Below are 19,410 nucleotides of genomic sequence, written 5' to 3'. Positions count from 1 at the left end.
CGAGGGTGCGGCATGATCCGAACGCGCGTCGTCTGGGCGCGCGAGGTATCGAGAGGACTCACCGAATGCGGATCTGTCTGATTGCCGCGGCACTGCTCGCACTGCCCGTGCTGTCGGCTTGCGGCAGTGGCGACGAAGCACCTGCGGTCACTCAGGCCGAGCTGTCGAAGTCGTTGCAGGACAAGGGGTTGAAGAACCCGGCGCTGGCCGACTGCGCGGCGCAGGTCTTCCTCGACTCTGGGATGTCGCAGGACGGGCTGCGGGTGATGGTGTCGAACGCGCAGTCCGACGATCCGGCGAAGCTGCTCAGCGAGGACGACTCGGCCAAGGTGGGCGCGGCGCAGTCGAAGATCGCGGCCGATTGCGTGCGTCTGGGGAGCTGACGCGTATCGATCGCGCCGATTCAAACCCTCGTCGGGGTCGGCTGCCGGTGTTGCACTGGAGAGGCCGACGACGAGGAGGAACCGCCGTGACCACGGAGAAGATCGCCGACCAGGTCTCGTTCGCCTACTGGGTGCCCAATGTCAGTGGCGGGCTGGTGACCAGCGATATCGAGCAGCGCACCAGCTGGGATTTCGACTACAACCGCAAGCTCGCCCAGACCGCGGAGCGCAATGGTTTCGACTACGCGCTCACCCAGGTGCGCTACACCGCTTCCTACGGCGCCGAGTTCCAGCACGAGTCGACCTCCTTCAGTCTCGCGCTGCTCGCCGCCACCGAGCGGCTCAAGGTGATCGCCGCGGTGCATCCGGGGCTGTGGCACCCGGCGGTGCTGGCCAAATTCGGCGCGACGGCCGACCATCTGTCCGGGGGCCGGTTCGCGATCAATGTGGTGTCGGGGTGGTTCGCCGGTGAGTTCAAGGCGCTGGGCGAGCCGTGGCTCGAACACGACGAGCGATACCGGCGCAGCGCCGAGTTCCTCGAGGTGATCCGCAAGATCTGGACCGAGGACGCGGTGAACTACGGCGGCGACTTCTACCGGATCCGCGACTTCACCTTGAAGCCGAAGCCACTCAACTCCCCTGAACGGCCGAATCCTGAACTGTTCCAAGGTGGTAACTCCACGGCGGCCCGGCGCAACGGTGGCCGCCATGCCGACTGGTACTTCTCCAACGGCAAGGACTTCGACGGCGTCACAGAGCAATTGGACGATCTGCGTGCTGTTGCCAGGGACAACGACCGCGAGGTGAAGTTCGGGCTCAATGGGTTCATCATCGCCCGCGATACCGAGAAGGAAGCGCGCGACACCCTGCGCGAGATCGTCGAGAAGGCGAACAAACCTGCGGTGCAAGGGTTCCGCGACGCGGTGCAGCAGGCGGGTGCGTCCACCGGTGATCGCAAGGGCATGTGGGCGGACTCCACGTTCGAGGATCTTGTGCAGTACAACGACGGATTCCGGACCGGGCTGATCGGCACGCCCGAGCAGATAGCCGAGCGGATCGTGGCCTACCGGGCGCTCGGCGTCGACCTGATCCTGGCCGGGTTCCTGCACTTCCAGGAAGAGGTCGAGTACTTCGGCGCGAAGGTGCTGCCGCTGGTCCGTGAGCTGGAGGCCGCCGCGACGCCGGTCGCGGCGGGGCGCTGATGACGGTGGTGACCGCCGAGCGGATTACCACGGCGGGTCAGGCGGTGCGGATCGCTGGTGAGTTGGCCGAGGTGTTCGCCGCGGGTGCCGCCGAGCGTGATTTCTCGCGTCGGCTGCCGCACGAAGAGCTGGATCAACTCTCGGCCAGTGGGTTGCTCGCGATCACGGTGCCCGCCGAGTTCGGCGGGGCCGATCTGCCGCCGAGTGTGGTCGCCGAGGTGGTGCGGATCCTGGCCGCGGCTGATCCGAATATCGCGCAGGTGCCGCACAGTCACTTCGTGTACCTGAACCTGTTGCGGCTGGCGGGAACTCGGGCGCAGCGGCAGGAGTATTTCGGCAAGGTGCTGGCGGGTGCGCGGATCGCCAACGCGCAGTCCGAGCGTGGTGGGGCGACGGTGGCTGAGATCTCCACGGTGCTGCGGCCGGTCGATGGTGCGGGCGCGGATGTGCCCGAGGCCGATGTGCAGCGCAATGGCATCGGCCTCGGGCTGGGCGCGCCGGGAGTCGACGGACCAGGTGCCGGCGTCGGCGAGCGAGGGCGCGGCGGCGAGTGGCGGATCGATGCCACGAGTGCGGGCGTCGGCGCCCGGCGGTTTGTGGTCGAGGGGACGAAGTTCTATTGCACGGGTTCGTTGTTCGCTGATCTGCTTGCGGTGTTGACCAGACTTGATGATCCGCAGGGTATTTCGGGGCTAGCGCCTGGTGAGTATGTGGCCTTCGTGCCAGCGCTGGATCCGGGTGTGCGGATCGTTGACGACTGGGATGCCCTGGGGCAACGGACAACTGGAAGTGGGACTGTCGAGTTCGACGGGGTGGCGGTCGGGCGTGAGCAGTTGGTCGCTCGGGCGGCGGCGGTCAACGCGCCGACCGGGTACGGGGCGTTCGCGCAGCTGCTGCATGCGGCGATCGATGCCGGGATCGCGCGCGGTGCGCTGGGGGCGGCTGCCGAGTTCGTGCGGACGCGCAGTCGGGCGTGGTTCGAGGCCGAGGTTGCGCACGCGGCTGACGATCCGCTGGTCGTGCAGCGGTTCGGGGAATTGGCTGTTGCCGTGGCGGCTGCTGAATCGACGCTGATCGTCGCGGGTGCGGCGGTGGATGCGGCGGTTCGGTCGGCGCCGACGAACGAGTCGCATCCGGCGGGATCCCTCGATGGCGATGGCGCGCGGGCGTCGATCGCGGTTGCGACGGCGAAGATCCTTGCTGACCGTGCTGCGAACGAGGTGTCCGCGGCGATATTCGAAGTGGGGGGCACTCGTAGCGCCGCGGCCGAACATCGGCTCGACCACTTCTGGCGCAACGCGCGCACCCACACGCTGCACGACCCGGTTCGCTGGAAATACCAGCACATCGGGCGGGCCGTCCTGCACAACCGACCGCCGCCGCTGCACGGCGTTATCTGAATCACCGAGCGAGACAAGGACATTCCATGACAGTGACGGTCGTCGTCGGAAACCCGAAACCCGCATCGCGCACCCTCGCCGCTGCCGTGCTGGTCGCACGGGCGCTGCGCCCCGACACCGAGCCCGCGGTGATCGACCTGGTCACCCTCGGGCCCGGCCTGCTCGGCTGGGGTGACCCGGCGGTGACTGCGGCGGCACGCACGGTCGCGGCGTCCGAGCTCGTCGTATTCGTCAGCCCGACCTTCAAGGCCACCTACACCGGTCTGCTGAAACTATTCCTCGAACAGTTCGACGGCGGTACCGGGCTTGCCGGTGTGTTGACCGTGCCGGTGATGCTCGGCGCGGGCCCGGCCCACGCCCTCGCGCCAGACCTGCTGCTCAAGCCCGTCCTGGTGGAAATCGGTGGCACCGCCGCGCTGCCCGGGCTCTATCTGTCCGACAAGACATTCGGCGAAGACGGCGTTATCGAGGAATACGCGCGGCGATGGGCGCCCGTCGTCGCGGCACTGACAGACCCGGCCGTAGCGCCGGTGGAGGGAACGAATCATGCATGAGCTCTTGGACTTTCCCGCAGACGGCAACGGTCTACGCCGCGCCTTCGCCAACTTCCCCAGCGGTGTCGTAGCCGTGTGCGCCGAAATCGACGGCATCCCACAAGGTTTGGCGGTGAGTACCTTCGTTCCCGTCTCCCTCGACCCCCCGCTCGTCTCGTTCTGCGTCCAGAACTCGTCATCGACCTGGCCGAAACTGGCAAGCGCCGGCCACCTCGGCCTGAGCCTGCTCGGCACCGACCAGCAGGCCGCGGCCAAGGCCCTCGGCGCCCGCAACGGCGACCGTTTCCGGGAAACCGCGCTGCATCGCGGAACCGGCGAAGCGGTGTTCATCGACGGCGCGACGGCCTGGATCGAAGGGGTGCCGGAAACGCAGGTCAGCGCCGGCGACCATCTAGTAGTGATCCTGCGCGTGAACCGCGTCGCCGCCCGCGAGGACATCGACCCGCTGGTCTTCCACGGCAGCAAGTTCCGCACCTTGCACGCGGGCTGAGTGCTACGTAACACCAAGCGTTTCACCAGATTTCGCCAAGGGATCTCGATAAATCTGTCACCGGGGACAGCATCTGTCTGTCCACTCCAGTGAACGGGGGAGATCCTGATGAGTTCATTCGTCGGTCGTGTAGGTGCGGTGTGTATCGCAGTCGCCGCAACGTTTCTGGTGTCCGCACCTGCCCATGCAAGCCCGGACTCGAATGCGTGCCTGACAGTCGCGAACCAGCTTCCCGACACTGTTGTCATCCACCTGGAGAATGCATTCCAGGACGAATGGTGGGAGGTGGCCCCTTTCACCACCACGATATTGACAGTGGACGACCAGGCGATTGCCTCCGACGATGGCTGGGTGGTGCGAACCCCGCCCCGTGGCACGTGGTACTTCGATTCCGCGCTGAACACCGCCTGGGGCTGTGACGGCTCCTGGGTGTTCACCACCTATTGACGCGGGCGAGGCCGACAGAAAAACAAAACCCCCAGGATGACCTGGGGGTTTTGTCGTTGAGCCGATGACGGGAATCGAACCCGCGCCATCTGCTTGGGAAGCAGAAGTTCTACCATTGAACTACATCGGCACTGCGCCGCTGGCGCTGTCGCGACTCTATCAGAACTCGTGCCGTGCGATGCAAGTGTTGCCGGGTTCGCGCTGGTAGCCGGGCGGTCGGGCGAGTTTCGGCGGTGGTTGTCGGTGCGGCGATCTAGAGTGCGGGCAGCGGGTTTCGCACATTTTTCGTCAGCGTTCGTCGTGCGGGATCCGGCCATGCCGTGTTCGTGCGGCGCAACTAGTTCTCCGGTTCGAAGTTCGGCTCGGTGGGATCGGGTCGATGGCCGGGATGACGAAGGGCTGACTGAATGAGGCGGGTTCTGTTCGTTTCGGTGATCGCGGCGCTGGGGGTGCTGGGGGCCGGTTGTTCGGATGATTCCGGGTCCGGGACCGAGACCACGTCGAAGACCACGTCCAGTACGACCACCGTGCAGCCGACCACCACCACCACGGTGGGGCAGGACGAAGGGCACGGGGAGCCGGGACACCAGCACATGAGCACAACGGCACCCGCGCCTGGGCCGAACATGATGTCGAATCCGAATGGGGACGGGAGCTGGGTGCCGTGTGAGGGCACCATCTGCACCAATCCGAACCACGGTGGCGGCGACAGCCCGAACACGACCGAGACCGCCGAGATGGGGACGCCGGTGCCGGCGACGGAGACCGGCGCAGTGCCGCCGACCGAGTAGCCCGAGGCGGCGAGGTGTGTTCGGCTCCAGCGGACGGATCGGTGTGTGCTCGAGGGTAGGGGGTCGCCCTACCTGGGGTGTCAGCTGCCTACACTGGGCCGGTGCTGCTCTCCGATCGTGACATCAGGGCCGAGATCGCCGCCGGGCGGCTCGGTGTCGAACCGATGCTCGAGTCGATGGTTCAGCCGTCGAGCATCGACGTGCGCCTCGACGGGCTGTTCCGGGTGTTCGACAACAGTCGCTATACCCATATCGATCCGGCGCAGCAGCAGGACGAGCTGACCAGCCTGGTCGAGCCGAAGCCTGGTGAGCCGTTCGTGTTGCATCCGGGGGAGTTCGTGCTCGGGTCGACGCTCGAGGTGTGCTCGCTGCCCGACGATCTGGCGGGGCGGCTGGAGGGCAAATCGAGTCTGGGGCGGCTCGGGCTGCTCACGCATTCGACGGCGGGGTTCATCGACCCGGGGTTCAGCGGGCACATCACCCTGGAACTGTCGAATGTGGCGAATCTGCCGATCACGCTGTGGCCGGGGATGAAGATCGGGCAGCTGTGCCTGATCCGGCTGTCGAGTCCGGCCGAGCACCCGTACGGCAGCGCCAAGGCCGGGTCGAAGTATCAGGGTCAGCGGGGGCCGACGCCGTCGCGGTCGTACCTCAACTTTCCCCTCTCGCCCGATTCGCTGAGCGCGGTCGAGACTCGCTGAGGGCCTGACGCCACCGCGATACTCAGCACCAGCGACAGCGCGGGCAGGGTGTCGCCACCGCCGGACGGTGGGCGCACCCAGTGACAGCCCTCGCGACTCCAGCGGCCCAGGTTCGTAGGCAGCATCACGGCGCTGCCGGTGCCGGGGATATCGATATCGAGCCCCGCGAGCTCGGCGGCCTCTTCCTCGGAGGGCCTGGCGTCGGGTACGGCGAGCACGCTCCAGCGGATCTGACGTGCCAGCACCGGACCCTCACAGCGTTGCTCGCGCAGCGCCGTGAGCACCTTCTCGGCGCGCGTGGTCGGAAGGTGCACCACGCAGAGCCGGTCGGTGATCGGCAGCATCACAAAGCCGCCGCGCTCGCGGACGGGTAGCCGGAATTCACGCTGGTAACACCGCACCCAGTCGTCGACAGTTCTGGCTTCCACGCTTCCAGAATCGCGCACGCGAGCGCGCGTGACCACTGCCCCGCACCGCCCTTTCACTGCCTCTGGCAACCGATTCCGCCAAGTTGTGGTGTGTCTCACTGTGACGCTCGTACTCTGGAGGGGAGTTGTCCGTCGGATGAGGTGACGCCGTGGTCGGGGAGTGGACAGGGAGAGAGGCCAGAGCTCTTCGCGATGCCAAACGAATGAGCATCCGGGAGTTCGCGGCTCACCTCGGTGTGCACGAACGGCTGGTGTCGAAGTGGGAGGCGGGCGGGGTGCGGGTTCGCCCGCGTCCGGTGAACCAGGCCGCGCTCGATACGTCACTGGCCCGTTCCGATGACGTTGTGCGCGCGCGATTCTCGACCCTGCTGGCGCCCGCGGGTGATGCCGACCTGCTCGCGTTCGTCGATGCGGGAACTGTCAAAGGTGCTGTGCCCGAGGTGTTGTCGGAGAGGGAGTTGATTATGGCGGCTGCGCACGAGGCCAGCGAACACGCGGCCGCCGCGGAGGGCACCAATGTGGGGGCAACGACGTTGGCCCAGCTCGACGCCGACGTCCGGCGTATCGCCAACGAATACGTCCATGCCGCACCGGCACCCATGATGGTGGAGATGCTGCGGGTGCGCAGGCGGGTGTATCGACTACTCGACGGGCAGCAGAAGCCCGTCGACACCAGCCACCTATACCTGCTGGCAGGGACGTTGTCGGGGCTGCTGGCCAACGCGAGTACCGACCTCGGCTATCTCGATGCCGCGGGCGAACAGATCAGGGCCGCTTGGGCTTACGCGGAACTGAGCGGGCACAACGGATTACGCGCGTGGACGCGCGGCATGCACGCGCTGATCGAGAACTGGTCCGACCGGCCGCGCAACGCCGTCCAATTAGCGCGCAGCGGGCAGGAATTCGCGGGGCCGGGACTCGGCCGGGTGCGGCTGCTCAACATCGAGGCCAGGGTGTGGGCGCGGCTCGGCAGCGACGTCGAGACCGACCGGTGCCTGCGCGCGGCCGAAGTGGCGGCCGGTGACCGCCGCGACGAACTGCACGACGAGATCGGCGGGGTGTTCGGTTTCGGCCCCCCCAAGGCCGCCTACTACGCGGGCGCCACCTGCATCCAGCTCGGCCGCGCCGAACAGGCACTCGCCGCCACCGAACGCGCCATCACCCTCTACTCGAGCGGCCCGCCGCTGCAACGTTCCTACGGCGCCGAATCGCTGGCCCGCGTCGACAACGCGGCCGCCCACCTCATCAACGGCAGCATCGACGGCGCCGCCGACGCCCTCCGCCCGGTCCTCGACCTCCCCGAGGACAAACGCATCGCCCAACTGAGCGAACGCCTCGTGGGCCTGCGCCGCCGCATCGCCGCCCCGACGTATCGCGACGCCGTCGAAGCGCGAGGCCTCGATGAGCGAATCGAGGAGTTCTGCGTCCAGTTCCCCCTCCCCGGGACTGCCAGCCGGACCTAGGCGCGGCATGCGTCGGCGACCGGCGGCGGGGGCGGGCATCGCGTCAGCTCGTTCCCGACGAGTCGCCCATGTTCGTGCGTGACCAGGCGTTGCGATAACTACCTACCGGTGGGCCAGGCGATAAATCGGCTTGCGGACAGTGGCACCATGGGGACCGTGAGTCCTCAACATCCGCACCTGCCCCCGCGCGTTCTCGAGCAGTCGACCAAACTGCAGAACGTGGTCTACGAGATCCGTGGGCCGGTTCACGCGCAGGCAGCACGTCTGGAGGCCGAGGGCCACCGCATTCTCAAGCTGAACATCGGCAACCCGGCCCCGTTCGGGTTCGAGGCGCCCGATGTGATCATGCGCGACATCATCGCCGCGCTGCCGTATGCCCAGGGGTATTCCGAGTCGAAGGGGATCCTGTCCGCCCGGCGCGCCATCGTCACCAGGTACGAGCTGGTTCCCGGGTTCCCCGAGCTCGATGTGGACGACGTCTACCTCGGCAACGGCGTGTCCGAGCTGATCACCGTCACCATGCAGGCCCTGCTCGACAACGGCGACGAGGTGCTGATCCCGGCCCCCGACTACCCGCTGTGGACAGCCATGACCAGCCTGGCCGGCGGTACCCCGGTGCACTACCTGTGCGACGAGGAGAACGGCTGGCAGCCCGATATCGCCGATATCGAATCGAAGATCACCGACAAGACCAAGGCCTTGCTGGTGATCAACCCGAACAATCCGACGGGTGCGGTGTACTCGGCGGAGGTGTTGCAGCAGATCGTCGACCTGGCGCGCAAGCATCGGTTGCTGCTGCTGGCCGACGAGATCTACGACAAGATCCTCTACGACGACGCCAAGCACATCTCGCTGGCCTCGCTCGCCCCCGACCTGCTGTGCCTGACGTTCAACGGCCTGTCGAAGGCGTACCGGGTGGCCGGGTACCGCGCGGGCTGGCTCGCGATCACCGGGCCGAAGGAACACGCGGCGGGCTTCCTGGAGGGCATCGACCTGCTCGCGTCGTCGCGGTTGTGCCCGAACGTGCCCGCGCAGCACGCCATCCAGGTGGCGCTCGGCGGGCATCAGAGCATCGAGGATCTGATCCTGCCCGGCGGGCGGCTGCTCGAGCAGCGCGACGTGGCGTGGGAGCGGCTCAACATGATCCCTGGTGTGTCGTGTGTGAAGCCGCGTGGCGCGCTGTACGCGTTCCCTCGATTGGATCCGAATGTGCACGAGATCCACGACGACGGGAAGCTCGTGCTCGATCTGCTGCTGCAGGAGAAGATCCTGATGGTGCAGGGGACCGGGTTCAACTGGCCCGCGAACGACCATCTGCGGATCGTGACGTTGCCGTGGGCGCGGGATCTGGCCGTGGCGATCGAACGGTTCGGCAATTTCCTCGCCGGTTACCGGCAGTAGAGTTACAGAGATAGCTCACCTGTCACGGCTCTGACCAGTGCGTTTCTGGGCTCTGGGCAGGATGGCCATCCTGGTATGGCAGGTAAAACAGACTGCGAGTTCGGAATGTTGGATGTTTTGAAGATCTACTAGTGCAAAAGTCCATCTTTTGTGTACAGTAGACCTCGGCGCTTCGGCGCCCTGGCCCGGTTGTCTACCCCCCCTGGACAACCGAGAGCCTCAGGTACGCGCGCCTACCCCCCTGGGCGCCTGCCTCCGGCGGCGGAGACACCCCCCTGCTCTCCGCCGCCCACAAACCCGCCTCCCCGGGTCCAGGTCTGACTTGGACCCGGGGAGGTTTTTTTGTGTGGCACCAGGCCACGCACGAACATGCCGCCGCCCGCCATGGCAGGGACCCACGCGCCAGAGCCTGGCCTGGATTCGCGGAGTGGCGGGCTGGTTCCTTTAAGCTTCGGGCCGTGAGCGAGCATCATCACCATCACGACCATTCCGGGCCTATCGCCATCAGTGACACGGCCGCCAAGGTCGTTGTCGGGCTGTTGGGGATCATCGGGGCGGTGGTGCTGGTCGCGACGGTGATTCTGTGGCCGAGTGCCCAGCACGTCGAGATTCCGTTGCCGATGCAGACCATGTCCGGCGGGGCGGTGCAGACCGAAGCCGGGACCGTGGTCATGCAGGACGTCGGGCCGTGTGGGAGTCCGTCGATGGGCAAGGCGTTCGCGCAGACACCGGAGCCGCCGAGGACCGCCGCCTACACGTGTCAGCGCAGCATCATCGATATTCGATCGGGGCCCGACGAGGGCAAGAAGACACTGTTCGAAATCGCGCCGGGCCCAGGACAGCCCGATCTGCGCGCGGGTGACGACATCCGGATGGTGCGGGCCGCCGACCCGGCGGGCATCACCCTGTACGGGTTCGAGGACTACTCGCGCGGACTGCCGTTGCTGTTGATCGTGCTGGCCTTCGTGGTGGTGATCTGTGTCGTCGCGCGGTGGCGGGGATTCCGGGCGCTGGTGGGGTTGTGCTTCGCCTTCGGGGTGGTGGTGATGTTCCTGTTGCCCGCGCTGCTCGACGGGAAGGCGGCGATCCCGGTGGCGCTGGTCTCAGGGGCGCTGATCCTCTACGTGGTGCTCTACCTAGCGCACGGGGTGAATCTGCGGACCAGTTCGGCGTTGCTCGGGACGCTCGCGTCGATGGTGGTGGCGGCGGTGCTGTCGTGGCTGGCGATCGAGGTCACCCATCTCACCGGCTTGTCCGAAGAGCAGAACACCAACGTGGCGACCTACATTCAGCACGTCAGCATCACCGGATTGCTGCTGGCGGGATTCATCATCGGCTCGCTCGGTGTGCTCAACGACGTGACCATCACGCAGGCTTCGGCGGCCTTCGAACTCGCCGCGCTCGATGAGGGCGCCACGCGACGTGAGATCTTCACCGCGGCCATGCGGGTCGGGCGCGACCACATCGCCAGTACGGTCTACACGCTCGTGCTCGCCTATGCCGGTGGGGCGCTGCCGCTTCTGCTGCTGTTCAGTGTGGCGGGGCGATCGATCACCGATGTGCTCACCGGGGACGCGGTCGCCATCGAGATCACGCGATCGGCGGTGGGTGGTATCGCGCTGGCGCTGTCGGTGCCGTTGACCACGGCGATCGCGGTGATGCTGGCGCGACCGTTCGGTTCGAAGCCTGCCGCGGTGGCACCTGCGCGGGCACGGCACGCTCGGAACTGAAACCTGTTCGGACGTCGGCGGTTACTGGCCGGCCGGCGGGAAGCCTGGCAGTACTACCGGCGGGAGGGTCGGCAGGACTACCGGGGGGAGGCCGGGCACCACGGTGAAGGTGTTGGGGCCCGGTGCGGGGGGCGCGGCGGTGGTTTCCTCGGCTCGGCGCGGGTTGGCCGGGGGCGCGGCGACCGTTTCGTGTTGGGCCTCGGTGGTCGCGGCGGGGGCCGTGGTCGGGCCGATCGCGCTCGGCCGGGGCGGGGTGGTCGCGGGGACGGCTTGCGAACCGTCGCTCGACGAACCGCGCTCGAGCACCTCGGGGCCGTAGCCGAGGCCGAGCCCGATCGCGGCGAGGACCACCAGCGAACTCACCGTCAGCACCGCCACGTTCAGTTCGCGGCGGGAATGGGAGCGGTTGGTGAGCGCGCTGAGCGGGCGGCGGCCGCGGGCGGGCGCGGTGAGCCAGGCGGGGGTCACGTCGTCGTGTTCGCCCATCGGGACCGGTGCCGCGGCGACCGGCGCCTGCTGGATCTGCGCGGGCCGGGCCAGCAGCGCCGCACCGCGGGCCAACGCCGTCTCCGGTTCGGCGGGCACGATCACCGGCACACCGATCGTGCGCTCCAGTACGCGCGCGATCAGCGGAATCCGGGCGCCACCACCGAGCACCAGCACCGCCTGCACCGGATGCTGCGCGCGGATGATCACATCGCGGGTCATCCGGGCCGACGACTCGATCGCCAGCATCATCAGCGATTCGAAATTCTCCTGCGTGAGCAGGACAAGGCCCTGTTCGCTGGGTAACGCCACCGCGTTGCTGTTCGACAGCTGCTCCTTGGCGGCCCGGCACAGCGCGTCGAGCGCGGCCAAGCCCGCCGGGTCGGCCGGATGCGCGATCCGGCCCGAGGCGATCTGCTGCTCCCGGATCAGCGAATCCAGGTAGTCGCCGCTGATATCGCTGATCCGCTCGCACTGGTACACATCGCTGGTGCGGGCGTTGATCACGCTCACCGTGAGACCCGAACTGCCCAGGTCGTAGACGGCCAGGGTGGACACCTCACGCATATCGCTGGTGGCATGGGCGAAGTGCACGGCGGCAACGGCTTCGGGGATGAGCTGGTAGTTCGTGAGCTGGCGTCGTGCCATCGCGGCGCGCACCGCCCTGGCCTGCGGCTCGCTACGGAACGTGATGGTGGTGGCGGCGATCTCCGGCGACGAGGCCAGGGTGGCGGCGATCGCGTCGGCGGCGGACTCCTCGGCCTGCTGTTCCGGCATCGAGATCGATTGCACCTCGAACGAATACGGCGGAACGGAACCGTGCGGGCCACCGTGCTGCGGACGCGCGAGGCGCACCGTCCCGGCCCCCACCGATATTCCCAGAACCGAACTCATCCGCTGCCCATCTCGTCCGTGCTGCACGACATGCGAAGGACTGCGATAATGCGGACCGAAATCCGCCCAGCCCCCGCTTGGATCGTTACTCTACGGGGTGCCGAGTCCGGCGTATACCCACCCGGCCGCACGCCAGGTTGCGCTGTCCAAGCAGTTGCGACCGTCGATGATCGAACGGGACCGTACCACCGGGGCGAGGTCGGCCGGAGTCAAGGCGGTGAATTCGTTCCACTCGGTAAGGACCAGCACCACATCGGCGCGATCACAGGCCTCCGAGACCGAGGTGGCGTAGTTCAAGGTGGGGAACACGCGGCGCGAATTCTCCACTGCCTTGGGGTCGTACACGGTGACGACGGCGCCGTGCAGCTGGATCATCCCCGCCACATTCAGCGCGGGTGAATCGCGAACATCGTCGGATTCGGGCTTGAAGGCCGCGCCGAGCACCGCCACGTTCGCGCCGAGCAGGGAACCGCCGCAGGCGCGGGCGGCCATGTCGACGACCTTGGTGCGGCGGCGCATGTTGATGTTGTCGACCTCACGCAGGAACGCCACGGCGTGATCGGCGCCGAGTTCCCCCGAGCGGGCCATGAAGGCGCGGATGTCCTTGGGTAAGCAGCCACCGCCGAAACCCAGACCGGCATTGAGGAATCGGCGGCCGATCCGGGCGTCGTAGCCGAGCGCGTCGGCCAGCATGGTCACGTCGGCGCCGGTGGCCTCGCACACCTCCGAGACGGCGTTGATGAACGAGATCTTCGTCGCCAGAAAGGCATTCGCCGAGACCTTCACCAATTCGGCGGTGGCCAGGTCGGTGAGCAGGAACGGGATCTCGGCGGCGAGGAGGTCGGCGTAGATCTCCCGGATGGTCTGCTCCACCCAGGCGCTGCGTTCGCGAGCGTGGTCGAGGCCGAGAACGAGGCGGTCGGGGCGCAGGGTGTCCTGGACGGCGAAGCCCTCGCGCAGGAACTCCGGGTTCCAGGCGACCTCGACCTCGACCTTCGCCTGCTCGCGAGCCCGGATACCAAGGGCCGCGGCGGTTCCCACCGGCACGGTGGACTTGCCGACGATCACCGCCGGGCGTTCCAGCATCGGGGCGAGCGTATCCACCACGGCGTGCACGTATTTCAGGTCGGCGCCGTATTCGCCCTTCTTCTGCGGTGTGCCGACGCCGAGGAAGTGGACATCGGCATGGGCCGCGGCGTCCTCGTAGTCCGTGGTGAACCGCAGGCGGCCGGCGGCGAGGTTGCGTTGCAGCACTTCCTCGAGCCCCGGTTCGTAGAACGGCACCACACCGTCGGCCAGTTTGGCCACCTTGCCGGGATCGACGTCCACCCCGACCACGTCGTGTCCCAACTCGGCCATACACGCTGCATGCGTGGCTCCGAGGTACCCCGTTCCGAAGACTGTGCATCGCATACTCCTGTTGGTAAGCGGTGCGCGTGGCTACGCCGCGTCAGCGAGGCAAGAGGGGACGCAACATCTGGTGTACAGGGGGAAACGTGCGGTGGGGTGGTTGTCGGGTAGGTGCTCTACCTGCGGTGATGTGTTCGGTGGACGGTGCACGGTTCGGATCGTCGGCCTGCATTTCCGGCGGGCCTCACTAGCATTCGGGGATGCGCCGGATCATGTTCGCCACGGGTGGGTTGCTGGTCGTGGTGTTGATCGCGGCGGTCGCGCTGTGGCCGGTCTACGTGCGGCCGCGCACGGACACGGCGCAGGTGGCGGATGCGATCCTGGTCCTCGGGGGTGCCCACGACGGGCGTGAACAGCTCGGGCTGCGATTGGCGGCGCAAGGGTACGCGCCGCGGGTGCTAGTCTCCAACCCCTACGAGCGCAGCCCGATGGTGAATCGGATCTGCCACGGGGGCTACAGCTTCGAGGTCATCTGCTTCGATCCATCGCCCCGCACGACTCTCGGTGAGGGGCGGGAGCTGGGTCGGCTCGGTGGTGATTGGGACCGCGTCATCGTGGTCACCTTCACCCCGCACGTCTCCCGCGCCCGGTACATCCTCGGGAAATGCTGGGGCGGTGAGTTGCTGTTCGTCGACCCCGAACCCCAGCTGTCGCCCGCGCGCTGGGCGTGGGACTACGCCTATCAGTCGGCAGGTTTCGTGAAGGCTTGGTTCGCCGACTGCTGATCGGGTCGCCGTCGAACGAGTGCGGCCCCGCTCCGAAAAGGGGCAGGGCCGCACGCATGAGAAACCGTTGGGGCCTGAGCCCTTGTGGCGATTTACTTCGGCTTGTCAGCCCACACGGTGGTGCCGTCCGGAGCCTGCAGCACCTGCAGCAGCTCCCAGCCGGTGACGGCCATGGTCGGGCCACCGATGGCGATCATGCCCACGATGCCGCCGACAGCGGCACCGACGGTCAGACCCGGGATGCAACCGACGGGGATGGTGACGACGCAACCGATCAGCGCGCCGACCGCGGTGCCGACGAACGTGCCGATGGCGGTGCCGATGCTGAACTTGCTGGAGAAGTCGTTGATCGCCTTCTGGTTCTCCTGCGCCGACGCGATGTCCTTCAGGACCGGCTTCGGGCTGACAACCTGCTGGCCGATGTTCACGCCCGTCGGCTTCTCCGGGGTGAGCTCCAGAACGGTGGAGTCCTTGACGACCTCGGACTTGGTCGGGATCTCCGCGCCGCCGATCGAGAAGGCGATCGGCAGGGCGATCACGACCGCGCCGCTGGTGTCCTTGATCTCGGCGACCTTGGTCTTGGGAGCTTCGGGGGTCTCGCCATCCTGCTCGACAATCGAGAAGGTGCCGTTCTTCACGGTGGCGACAACAGTCTTGTCGACCAGCTTGACCGAGTACTTGATGTCCTGCGGCGCCTCTTCGGCATGAGCGGTGCCCATGGCCACGGTCATCGCCCCGATAACCAGTGCAGCAGCCGCAGTGGTCCTACGGAAGTTCATTCAGGTTCCATTCATCAGGTTGTGGTGCGGCGTGCGATCGAGCGACACGCGAGACTCGTCAAGCAGGGCATCCCTATGAGATGTCCCCTACTTCTCCCCGAGCAGTGTGAAGACCGGCACAGCATGCAGAACAGCTGGAGCCTAATGGACCGAATCCTCCGTGGCCACACCGAATTTCGGGGGGCCTAGTAAGCCTGACCTTAGCTTCATCGCAGTTCACGGACGGTTTACGGTGTTCAGCAGGTGCTACGGGAACCCCGCAGCAAACACTTTTGTGATATTGCTCACAGGCAAACCGCAGGTCAAGTCCCAGTAAACAAGGTCAGAGCGCAAATGCCGATACTACGGTGGACAGCAGTAGTTACTGGCCGGTAACTTAGTGGCAGTTACGATACGAGCAATCGAGTGAGGTCTCCTCGCTCAGACCCTCGTGTTGCCTCGAAAGAAAGGTCGCGACATGAATGCCCTGACTATCACGTTGGGCACGATTGGAGCTGTGCTCAGCCTGTTCTGTTGGGCGTCGTTTATCGGCGGCGCATGGAACATCGGCAAGGCCATCACCATCGGCCAGTCAGCTCCCGATCGTTGGCGACCGTTCTTCCCACGGTTCAAGAACATGTTCGTCGAGGTCGCGGCCCACACGCGGATGAACAAGTTCCGCACTGTCGGCTGGGCGCACTGGCTGGTCATGACCGGCTTCATCCTGGGTGCGATCCTGTGGTTCGAGGCCTACGGCCAGACCTTCGACGGTTCGTTCCACTGGCCGATCATCGGCAACTTGGCGATCTACCACCTGGTCGACGAGATCCTCGGCATCGGCACCGTGGTCGGTATCGGCACGCTGATCATCATCCGTCAGCTGAACCACCCGCGGATCCCCGAACGCCTGTCGCGGTTCAGCGGCTCCAAGATGGCCCCCGCCTATGTGATCGAGACGATCGTCCTGCTCGAGGGCCTCGGCATGATCATGGTCAAGGCAGGCAAGATCGCGACCTACGGGAACGGCCACCTCTCGACCGACTTCTTCACGATGCAGATCGCGAAGCTGCTGCCCGCGAGCCCGACCATGGTGTCGATCTTCGCGTTCGTCAAGCTGATGTCGGGCATGGCCTTCCTGTACCTGGTCGGCCGCAACATCACCTGGGGCGTCGCCTGGCACCGCTTCTCGGCCTTCTTCAACATCTACTTCAAGCGCGAGGCCGACGGCAGCGTCGCGCTCGGCGCGGCCAAGCCGATGATGTCGGACGGCAAGGTTCTCGACATGGAGAACGTCGACCCCGATGTCGACAATCTCGGTGCGGGCCGCATGGAGGACTTCTCCTGGAAGGGCTGGCTCGACTTCACCACCTGCACCGAGTGCGGTCGCTGCCAGTCGCAGTGCCCCGCCTGGAACACCGGTAAGCCGCTCTCGCCGAAGCTGCTGATCATGTCGCTGCGCGACCACGGTTACGCCGCCGCCCCGTACCTGCTGGCCGGTGGCCGCAAGGACGCCGGAGGCGACGAGATCGGCCTGGTCGACGCCGATGGCAAGCCCGACGAGGCCGCACTGGCCAAGATCCCCGAGGCCGCCCGCGCCGAGGCCGATCGTCCGCTGGTCGGTGGCGAGGATGTCCACGGCATCATCGACCCCGAAGTGCTGTGGAGCTGCACCACCTGTGGTGCGTGCGTCGAGCAGTGCCCGGTCGATATCGAGCACGTCGACCACATCATCGACATGCGCCGCTACCAGGTGCTGATCGAGTCGGAGTTCCCGTCCGAGCTGGCTGGTCTGTTCAAGAACCTGGAGAACAAGGGCAACCCGTGGGGTCAGAACTCCAAGGACCGCCTGAACTGGATCAAGGAAGTCGACTTCGACATCCCGGTCTTCGGTAAGGACGCCGACAGCTTCGACGGCTACGAGTACCTGTTCTGGGTCGGTTGCGCCGGTGCCTACGAGGACCGTGCGAAGAAGACCACCAAGGCCGTAGCCGAGCTGCTCGCGACCGCGGGTACCAAGTTCATGGTGCTCGGCGCCGAGGAAACCTGCACCGGTGACTCCGCTCGCCGTGCGGGTAACGAGTTCCTGTTCCAGCAGCTGGCACTGCAGAACATCGAGGTCATCAACTCGGTGTTCGAGGGTGTCGAGCAGTCGAAGAAGAAGATCGTCGTCACCTGTGCGCACTGCTTCAACGCGCTCAACAACGAGTACCCGCAGGTCGGTGGCAACTACGAGGTCGTGCACCACACCCAGCTGCTGAACCGTCTCGTGCGCCAGAAGCAGCTGGTCCCGGTCTCGCAGGTCTCGCAGCAGATCACCTACCACGACCCCTGCTACCTGGGTCGGCACAACAAGATCTACAACGCACCGCGTGAGCTGATGGAAGCCTCGGGCTCGACCCTGGTCGAAATGCCCCGGCACGGCGAACGTTCCATGTGCTGTGGTGCCGGTGGCGCTCGCATGTGGATGGAAGAGCAGCTCGGCAAGCGCATCAACGTCGATCGGGTCGACGAGGCGTTGTCGACGAATCCGACCAAGATCGCGACCGGTTGCCCGTTCTGCCGCGTCATGCTCAACGACGGTGTGACCGCGCGGCAGGAACAGGGTCAGGGTGAGGGTGTCGAGGTCGTCGACGTCTCGCAGCTGATGCTGGATTCGATCACTCGCATCGATTCCGCCGCACTGTCGGCCAATCTGCTCGTCGTCCAGGAGCCGAAGGCCGAACCTGAGCCTGAGCCCGAGCCGGAACCGGTGGTCGCCGAGGTTGCCACCGAAGCCGCTCCGAAGGCTGCCCCCGCTGGTGGTGGCCTCGGCATGAAGGGGGCCGCGAAGGCCCCCGGTGGCGGTCTGGGCATGAAGGGCGCCGCGAAGGCACCCGGTGGCGGTCTCGGCATGAAGGGCGCTGCCAAGGCGCCCGGCGCGAAGGCCGAAGCTGCCCCTGCGGCCGAAGCAGCCGCGCCCGCCAAGGGTCTTGGCATGAAGGGTGGAGCCAAAGCTCCTGGCGGTGGTCTGGGCATGAAGGGTGGCGCGAAGGCTCCCGGTGCGAAGGCGCCTGCGGCCGAAGCGGCCCCGGCTACCGAAACCGCAGCCCCCGCGGCTCCGGTCAAGGGGCTGGGTATGAAAGGCGGAGCGAAGGCTCCTGGCGGCCTCGGTATGAAGGGCGGCATCAAGGCCCCCGGTGCCAAGGCCCCCGCCGCAGCTCCGGCTGAGGCAGCTCCCGCGACTTCCGCGGCAGCTGCCGAAGCCCCTGCTGAAGCCAAGCCGTCGGTGCCTGCCAAGGGTCTGGCTATGAAGTCCGGTCTGAAGCGACCGGCCGCCAAGGCTCCCGGCTCTACGGCTGCAGCGCCCGCGGCACCGGCAGCTCCGGCGGCCGAAGCCACCGCGACCCCGGAGGCTTCGGCTCCCGCTGAAGCTAAGCCGTCGGTGCCTGCCAAGGGTCTGGCCATGAAGTCGGGTCTGAAGCGGCCCGGGCCGAAGGCTCCCGGCACCGCTGCGGCTCCCGCTGCAGCTGCGGCTCCCGCTGCCCCGGCGGAATCCCCGGCTCCGGCCGAACCGGAAGCCCCCGCGGCCGAACCGGAAGCGCCCGTGGCGGAACCGGCCACCCAGGCCGAGGCCAGCAATGGCAACGGCACAACTGTGGCGCCGCCGACCGCTAAGCCGGGTGGTCTCGGGTTCAAGTCCGGTGCGAAGTCTCCGGGTCGTAAGAGCTGACGACTGACACCCAGTGAGGCGCGGATTCTCCGGAATCCGCGCCTCACTTGTTTCTGCGTATGTGCTCGGGTGACAACGGTGTTGGTGGGGGGTCATGGGGGTGTGGATGGTTCTGTGGACCCTTGTTCGGTAGTCCCAGGCAGGTTTGACGCTGTGTTTATTGGAGCGCTGGCGCGCTCGAGTCGCGGCCCTGAGGGGCCGCCGGTTAGGCGCCGTTGCTTGCTCCTTCGTCGCCTACGCAACGGCGCCTAACCGGCGACCCGGCCGCGACCGGCCACTTCGTGGCCGTCCCTCCCTAAGGGTCGGGAGTGCGGTGGCTGGGTTGGGAGGGTTGTGGAAGACGGGGACAGGCTGGGGTGCACGGTGTGGTCGGGAGTCCGGTAGGGCTGCGGTCTTCGGGGTGCACGGTGTGGTTGGGAGTCCGGTAGGGCTGCGGTC

17 protein-coding genes and 1 tRNA gene are annotated in these 19,410 nt (G+C 66.8%); 13 read left to right on the top strand and 5 right to left on the bottom strand.

The features are described from left to right. Positions 1 to 65: 65 nt before the first annotated feature. The 6 genes from ACQHI0_RS26940 (at position 66) to ACQHI0_RS26915 (ending at position 4,476) form a co-directional block, all read left to right on the top strand. Entirely contained in the window at positions 66 to 383 is a 318-nt protein-coding gene (locus ACQHI0_RS26940; RefSeq protein ID WP_427904581.1) for a hypothetical protein, read from the top strand. 86 nt (positions 384 to 469) lie between these two features. Beyond that, complete coding sequence (gene sfnG / locus ACQHI0_RS26935) at positions 470 to 1,585, top strand: dimethylsulfone monooxygenase SfnG (RefSeq protein ID WP_427904580.1); 1,116 nt, start codon at positions 470 to 472, stop codon at positions 1,583 to 1,585. Then, on the top strand, positions 1,585 to 2,985 hold the full coding sequence (locus ACQHI0_RS26930) for an acyl-CoA dehydrogenase family protein (protein ID WP_427904579.1): 1,401 nt from the start codon (positions 1,585 to 1,587) through the stop codon (positions 2,983 to 2,985). The genes sfnG and ACQHI0_RS26930 overlap by 1 nt, the downstream gene beginning before the upstream one ends. Before the next feature lie 26 nt (positions 2,986 to 3,011). After that, positions 3,012 to 3,539, top strand: a complete 528-nt coding sequence (locus tag ACQHI0_RS26925; protein ID WP_427904578.1) for an NADPH-dependent FMN reductase — start codon at positions 3,012 to 3,014, stop codon at positions 3,537 to 3,539. Then, positions 3,532 to 4,029, top strand: a complete 498-nt coding sequence (locus ACQHI0_RS26920; protein WP_427904577.1) for a flavin reductase family protein — start codon at positions 3,532 to 3,534, stop codon at positions 4,027 to 4,029. The genes ACQHI0_RS26925 and ACQHI0_RS26920 overlap by 8 nt, the downstream gene beginning before the upstream one ends. Positions 4,030 to 4,137: 108 nt before the next feature. Further along, a complete protein-coding gene (locus ACQHI0_RS26915) occupies positions 4,138 to 4,476 on the top strand; it encodes a hypothetical protein (protein WP_427904576.1) in 339 nt (112 codons plus the stop codon). Positions 4,477 to 4,535: 59 nt separating this feature from the next. On the opposite strand, the gene ACQHI0_RS26910 is transcribed toward ACQHI0_RS26915, so the two are convergent. Beyond that, positions 4,536 to 4,606: transfer RNA gene (locus ACQHI0_RS26910), tRNA-Gly, on the bottom strand. Positions 4,607 to 4,883: 277 nt separating this feature from the next. Between ACQHI0_RS26910 and ACQHI0_RS26905 the strand changes: the two genes are divergently transcribed. Together ACQHI0_RS26905 and dcd are read left to right on the top strand one after the other, a co-directional pair. Beyond that, a complete protein-coding gene (locus ACQHI0_RS26905) occupies positions 4,884 to 5,267 on the top strand; it encodes a hypothetical protein (protein WP_427904575.1) in 384 nt (127 codons plus the stop codon). 101 nt (positions 5,268 to 5,368) lie between these two features. Continuing rightward, the gene (gene dcd / locus ACQHI0_RS26900; RefSeq protein WP_067455312.1) at positions 5,369 to 5,968 is read left to right on the top strand and encodes a dCTP deaminase; all 600 of its coding nucleotides are present in this window, start codon (positions 5,369 to 5,371) and stop codon (positions 5,966 to 5,968) included. On the opposite strand, the gene ACQHI0_RS26895 is transcribed toward dcd, so the two are convergent. Continuing rightward, positions 5,887 to 6,396, bottom strand: a complete 510-nt coding sequence (locus ACQHI0_RS26895) for a hypothetical protein (protein ID WP_427904574.1) — start codon at positions 6,394 to 6,396, stop codon at positions 5,887 to 5,889. The two genes, dcd and ACQHI0_RS26895, sit on opposite strands and share 82 nt — an antisense overlap. A 203-nt stretch (positions 6,397 to 6,599) precedes the next feature. On the opposite strand from ACQHI0_RS26895, the gene ACQHI0_RS26890 reads away from it, so the two are divergent. From ACQHI0_RS26890 to ACQHI0_RS26880, 3 genes are all read left to right on the top strand, one after another. Then, complete coding sequence (locus ACQHI0_RS26890) at positions 6,600 to 7,859, top strand: helix-turn-helix domain-containing protein (protein WP_427904573.1); 1,260 nt, start codon at positions 6,600 to 6,602, stop codon at positions 7,857 to 7,859. Positions 7,860 to 8,006: 147 nt separating this feature from the next. Beyond that, positions 8,007 to 9,260 (top strand): pyridoxal phosphate-dependent aminotransferase, encoded by a 1,254-nt coding sequence (locus ACQHI0_RS26885; protein WP_427904572.1) that lies wholly within the window; start codon positions 8,007 to 8,009, stop codon positions 9,258 to 9,260. Between the two features lie 458 nt (positions 9,261 to 9,718). Further along, entirely contained in the window at positions 9,719 to 10,990 is a 1,272-nt protein-coding gene (locus ACQHI0_RS26880; protein ID WP_427904571.1) for a YibE/F family protein, read from the top strand. A gap of 21 nt (positions 10,991 to 11,011) precedes the next feature. Here ACQHI0_RS26880 and ACQHI0_RS26875 read toward each other — a convergent pair whose 3' ends face one another. Continuing rightward, a complete protein-coding gene (locus ACQHI0_RS26875; protein WP_427904570.1) occupies positions 11,012 to 12,370 on the bottom strand; it encodes an Hsp70 family protein in 1,359 nt (452 codons plus the stop codon). A gap of 90 nt (positions 12,371 to 12,460) precedes the next feature. Next, positions 12,461 to 13,783 (bottom strand): UDP-glucose dehydrogenase family protein, encoded by a 1,323-nt coding sequence (locus tag ACQHI0_RS26870; protein WP_427904569.1) that lies wholly within the window; start codon positions 13,781 to 13,783, stop codon positions 12,461 to 12,463. 197 nt (positions 13,784 to 13,980) lie between these two features. Here ACQHI0_RS26870 and ACQHI0_RS26865 point away from each other — a divergent pair, with 197 nt between their 5' ends. Continuing rightward, positions 13,981 to 14,505 carry a YdcF family protein gene (locus ACQHI0_RS26865; RefSeq protein WP_427904568.1) on the top strand — a complete coding sequence of 175 codons (525 nt, stop codon included), beginning with the start codon at positions 13,981 to 13,983 and terminating at the stop codon, positions 14,503 to 14,505. A gap of 92 nt (positions 14,506 to 14,597) precedes the next feature. Here the strand turns inward: ACQHI0_RS26865 and ACQHI0_RS26860 are convergent, their stop codons facing one another. After that, complete coding sequence (locus ACQHI0_RS26860) at positions 14,598 to 15,284, bottom strand: hypothetical protein (RefSeq protein WP_427904567.1); 687 nt, start codon at positions 15,282 to 15,284, stop codon at positions 14,598 to 14,600. A 457-nt stretch (positions 15,285 to 15,741) separates the two neighbouring features. Here ACQHI0_RS26860 and ACQHI0_RS26855 point away from each other — a divergent pair, with 457 nt between their 5' ends. Beyond that, entirely contained in the window at positions 15,742 to 18,972 is a 3,231-nt protein-coding gene (locus tag ACQHI0_RS26855; RefSeq protein WP_427904566.1) for a (Fe-S)-binding protein, read from the top strand. Positions 18,973 to 19,410 lie beyond the last annotated feature (438 nt).

The sequence above is a fragment of the Nocardia sp. FBN12 genome (assembly GCF_050320175.1).
In the GTDB taxonomy this organism is placed as follows: Bacteria; Actinomycetota; Actinomycetes; order Mycobacteriales; family Mycobacteriaceae; genus Nocardia.
Note: the sequence above shows the minus strand (reverse complement) of the source record. Positions and strands in the feature narration are given on the sequence as shown.

Bases quoted from the DNA above. Each gene is read 5' to 3' on its own strand.
- ACQHI0_RS26940 (WP_427904581.1), top strand. From the start codon at position 66: ATGCGGATCTGTCTGATTGCCGCGGCACTGCTCGCACTGCCCGTGCTG.
- ACQHI0_RS26930 (WP_427904579.1), top strand. From the start codon at position 1,585: ATGACGGTGGTGACCGCCGAGCGGATTACCACGGCGGGTCAGGCGGTG.
- ACQHI0_RS26925 (WP_427904578.1), top strand. From the start codon at position 3,012: ATGACAGTGACGGTCGTCGTCGGAAACCCGAAACCCGCATCGCGCACC.
- ACQHI0_RS26920 (WP_427904577.1), top strand. From the start codon at position 3,532: ATGCATGAGCTCTTGGACTTTCCCGCAGACGGCAACGGTCTACGCCGC.
- ACQHI0_RS26915 (WP_427904576.1), top strand. From the start codon at position 4,138: ATGAGTTCATTCGTCGGTCGTGTAGGTGCGGTGTGTATCGCAGTCGCC.
- ACQHI0_RS26905 (WP_427904575.1), top strand. From the start codon at position 4,884: ATGAGGCGGGTTCTGTTCGTTTCGGTGATCGCGGCGCTGGGGGTGCTG.
- ACQHI0_RS26890 (WP_427904573.1), top strand. From the start codon at position 6,600: ATGAGCATCCGGGAGTTCGCGGCTCACCTCGGTGTGCACGAACGGCTG.
- ACQHI0_RS26885 (WP_427904572.1), top strand. From the start codon at position 8,007: ATGGGGACCGTGAGTCCTCAACATCCGCACCTGCCCCCGCGCGTTCTC.
- ACQHI0_RS26875 (WP_427904570.1), bottom strand. From the start codon at position 12,370: ATGAGTTCGGTTCTGGGAATATCGGTGGGGGCCGGGACGGTGCGCCTC.
- ACQHI0_RS26870 (WP_427904569.1), bottom strand. From the start codon at position 13,783: ATGCGATGCACAGTCTTCGGAACGGGGTACCTCGGAGCCACGCATGCA.
- ACQHI0_RS26865 (WP_427904568.1), top strand. From the start codon at position 13,981: ATGCGCCGGATCATGTTCGCCACGGGTGGGTTGCTGGTCGTGGTGTTG.
- ACQHI0_RS26860 (WP_427904567.1), bottom strand. From the start codon at position 15,284: ATGAACTTCCGTAGGACCACTGCGGCTGCTGCACTGGTTATCGGGGCG.
- ACQHI0_RS26855 (WP_427904566.1), top strand. From the start codon at position 15,742: ATGAATGCCCTGACTATCACGTTGGGCACGATTGGAGCTGTGCTCAGC.